A 3,900-nucleotide genomic window follows, 5' to 3' on the forward strand; every position below is an offset into this window, starting at 1 on the left:
CCTTATCATTTTTGACCCCACTCAACGACCAGCATTATTCTACATGATACCATTTTTAATTGGCTGTTATCTGGTCTACTACGGGAAAACCAAATTCAAAAAATCAAAAAGCCGGAGCAAGTTATAGCTTGCTTCCGGTTAGTCATTCATGTTATTTAGTGAGTGTTTCTTCTTGAGAAGCGCTCGCTTTTTGATTTTCCGAAGATTGTTCGGCTAATTGCACTAGGAAGAGGCTGTAACGCACAAGCACGAAGATGACCATACAAGTTGCAATGGTTATTTCCACATTTGCTATGATACCGACCAGGTTACTTAACCCATTGACAAGATGAAAGGTATGATGCCATAAATTAAGTGCTGTTGCGGAAATGACAAGTGGGAAGGTAAAGGCACCAAAACTTGGATAAAATGATAAGCGAACGTACTTAATAATCTTTACGAATGTACCCCAATACAGTGTTTGTGCCAGTAACACCATAATTAGTGAAAACGGCCAGGACGGTGTTGGGCTCATATTTAAGTAGCCTGTCAAACAAAGCGAAGCTGGTGCCGCCATAATTGCTAGTAAGGGCAAGGTTGCTTCAAACATGAGCTCGCGGCGCAACAGACGGATACAAACAATTGGCAATAAAATAGCATACAATCCAAGCGATAGCCATAAAATCGGTGTGCCGATTGCAGGAATAAAATTAGGCGCCGTTACCGGAATGACGCCGATACCAACAAAAGTGACAAACCAGCTTGGATAAACATTATCCAAGTGGACGGAAGGTTTTAGAAGGTGACTATAAACAAAATAACCCATTATCAGAAATTGCAGGCCAACTGCAAATACCCAAACAACCATTGGCATCATCGGTATCTGCCATGATTTTAGAAAAGTACTCAAAATCATCAATGACATTGTAAAAGTCGGTGCAACCGATGCGATAACCGGATCTTGTAGGTCGGCAAAACTGTGTTTAAAGTGAATCACGATTTTAGCAATAACTAATAAAATCAACCCTAAACCAATAATGCCCCATAGATTGCCAATCAGCGTCAGCCCAATGGCCTTGAATAAATTTCCTAAAGACACAATTCCCAATATTAAGCCACAAATCGGTAATGGTAATTTTTTCAAAAATAATCTCATTCATTTTCCCTCCGTTCTTTGATGGGTTTTATTATACGTGCTATGTTAGAATAAATAAAATTGATAATATCTATATTTATTATAGACAAACTTTATGGGTGGTGAGATGATGTTTAAATTCTTAGAAACATTTATGACTGTTTACAAAACCAGAAGTTTTTCACTGGCGGCTCAACAACTTTTTATCACACAACCAACCGTTTCAAATCAAATTAAGCAAATTGAAATGCAGTTACATATTACCCTGTTCGAACGTAAAAGCCGTCGTGAGATCATCCCAACTCCTGCTGCGGATCTCCTCTATCAACAGTCAGGAAAAATTTTAAATGATTGGCAGGCAGTTCATGATCAAATCGGACATCTTGAAAATGATAACGTCCGTTATGTTCATTTTGGCATTTCACAAACTATTTCACGAATCTTGTTTTCCAAAACCGCTAGTCGCCTTCTAACCGATTTTACCAATGTTAACTTCGACATCACCGTTTCAAATTCTGAAAATGTCTTAAACCAGGTAGAAACTTATAAGGTTGATATCGGCATCATCGAAAAACCATTGGTAACCGAAACCATTAGACGACTATCCATTGGTAAGGATCAACTAGTGAAGGCTGGTAAAGATACCGGCACTTGGATAACAAGAGAAGCCGGCTCCGGTATTGGTTACTACACCGAACAATACTTTCGTGAAGCTGACATTCAACCCCAAAAATTAATACGGGTTAACAATAGCGGCTTGATTCGAAGAATTATTTCCCAAGGAGTTGGCCAAGCACTGCTTTCAAGTCAGGATGTACCCCAAGGAATCCCCATTGAAAGCCTAGGGAATCATTTTAAACGTGATTTTTATTTATTAGTAAAAGAGGAAAGGGTAAAGGATCCTTTTATCAATCAATTTTTAGAATTGATTAAATCTGTTATGCCAACTAACATTTAAGGCACAATAAACCGGAAGATAAAAGCAAATGACCTTTTTTTATCCCCTGTTTATTGTATAGGTGTAATTAGTCAAACATTAGTCGTTATTTTTCATGCCGACACATGCTCCAGATAACATAACACAGGCAATAGAAAATGCGTTGACAATCCCAGTTAAATATAACAATGATTTAATACATGAAAAGCCCGCCTTCATTAACGAAAGACGAGCTTTTCATGGCAATTCATTTAAATTCAACTTATTGGCAATTCAGTATCAATCATCTAGATTGCCATTCTTAATTTTTTTTCATTCAAACTCACATTTCGATAAATCTTTTCAATGGTTTTTTCATAATCTTTATTGGCAACGCCAAACACTAATTTGATATCACTACTTTCTTGAATCACCAAATGAATTTTAATTTGACTGTTATCCAAGATATCCAAAATTTTTCCGGCAACCGCTGGTCGTTTTCCAAGTTGATCGGAAACCACTGCAACTAACGAAATATCCTTTTCCAATTGAACACTGTCCAGATCGGACTCTTCCTCAAGGGCACTAATAATTGCCTGTACCTTATTAGAAACGGCTGCCCGCTTCGCAATAAAGCTGAATGAATCAGTTCCAGACGGTAAATAGTCAAAGGAAACGTCAAATCGTTGAATAATAGAGAAGACTTTCGACAAAATGTCCAGTCGCTTACTGAGCTGGTACTTATTAATGGAAATAATCACATAATCTTTTTTACCGGCAATACCCGTAATTAAATTTGCGGTATTTTCCCGCACCTGATCAACTACCAGCGTACCGTCTTCTTCGGGATGATTAGTGTTCAAAATAGCAATCGGAATCCGTTTTGCCCTCACAGGCTGAACAGCTTCTTCCTGAAAAACACTAATGCCCATGTAGGAAAGTTCCTGTAATTCTTCATATGTTAATTCATTAATTTTTCGAGACTGGTCAATAATACGCGGATCTGCCATCTTTATCCCGGAAACATCAGTCCAGTTTTCATAAAGATCTGCATCCAACAAGTTAGCTAAAATCGAACCGGAAATATCAGATCCACCCCGAGGCATCAAATGGGTTCTCCCACTTTCATCCACACCATAAAAACCGGGAACCACAATTCGCGAACTATCTGCAACAATTGATTTTAAAAGGTTCCTGGACTTTGAATAATCAAATTGATCGTCATTAAAAATCATGAATCGCTTGGCATCCACAAACCGGAAACCAAGGAAATCCGCCATTAACTTTGCCGTCAAGAACTCACCGCGTGACACTAAATAATCATGACTAGCTTGAGCAATTTGAGACTTGATTACCCTCAAATCGTCTTCTATTGCCACATTCAATCCCAGATCATCACGTATTGAAACAAATCGTTCTGCAATATGATTAAACACCGGTAGATAATCCTGACCTGCATCCCGCAATTGCTCGATTTTAATCAAGAGATCCGTCACTTTAACCGGCTCATTCTCACTTCTACCGGCAGCACTAACAACCACTGCCTTTCTATCCGCGTTACCCATTACGATGGCTTTTACTTTTTTAAATTGATCCGAGTCGGCAACCGAACTACCACCAAATTTTGCTACTTTCATTTCGATTCACCCTCTTTGCTTGGCAAACTTGCCATAAAGGCCGTTTCGTCTTTTTCAAGTACTTTTCTCATCAATCGATGCATCTCACCAACCGGAATCTGTTGAACCAAAAGATAATCGCCTCTGGTACATGGATTAAACTTGGCAAATAAATGTGCACAATCAGTCTCTGAACGAACAATATAATTACTTCTGGTTAAATCCGATCGATACTTTAATTTGCTCTTGAATTC

3 protein-coding genes and 1 pseudogene are annotated in these 3,900 nt (G+C 38.5%); 1 reads left to right on the top strand and 3 read right to left on the bottom strand.

Going from position 1 to position 3,900, the window contains the following annotated elements; translation table 11 throughout:
- Nucleotides 1-151 precede the first annotated feature (151 nt).
- Nucleotides 152-1,135 (bottom strand): TDT family transporter, encoded by a 984-nt coding sequence (locus HMPREF0519_RS00875; RefSeq protein WP_003556572.1) that lies wholly within the window; start codon nucleotides 1,133-1,135, stop codon nucleotides 152-154.
- 109 nt (nucleotides 1,136-1,244) lie between these two features.
- Between HMPREF0519_RS00875 and HMPREF0519_RS00880 the strand changes: the two genes are divergently transcribed.
- Nucleotides 1,245-2,072, top strand: coding sequence for a LysR family transcriptional regulator (locus HMPREF0519_RS00880; RefSeq protein ID WP_040472595.1), 828 nt, complete (start codon nucleotides 1,245-1,247; stop codon nucleotides 2,070-2,072).
- 266 nt (nucleotides 2,073-2,338) lie between these two features.
- Here the strand turns inward: HMPREF0519_RS00880 and HMPREF0519_RS00885 are convergent, their stop codons facing one another.
- Complete coding sequence (locus HMPREF0519_RS00885) at nucleotides 2,339-3,667, bottom strand: aspartate kinase (protein ID WP_003556577.1); 1,329 nt, start codon at nucleotides 3,665-3,667, stop codon at nucleotides 2,339-2,341.
- Nucleotides 3,664-3,900, bottom strand: a pseudogene (locus tag HMPREF0519_RS14190) (homoserine dehydrogenase); the annotation flags it as partial. The gene HMPREF0519_RS00885 and the pseudogene HMPREF0519_RS14190, both read right to left, overlap by 4 nt.

The organism is Lentilactobacillus hilgardii DSM 20176 = ATCC 8290 (assembly GCF_000159315.1).
GTDB classification, from domain to species: domain Bacteria; phylum Bacillota; class Bacilli; order Lactobacillales; family Lactobacillaceae; genus Lentilactobacillus; species Lentilactobacillus hilgardii.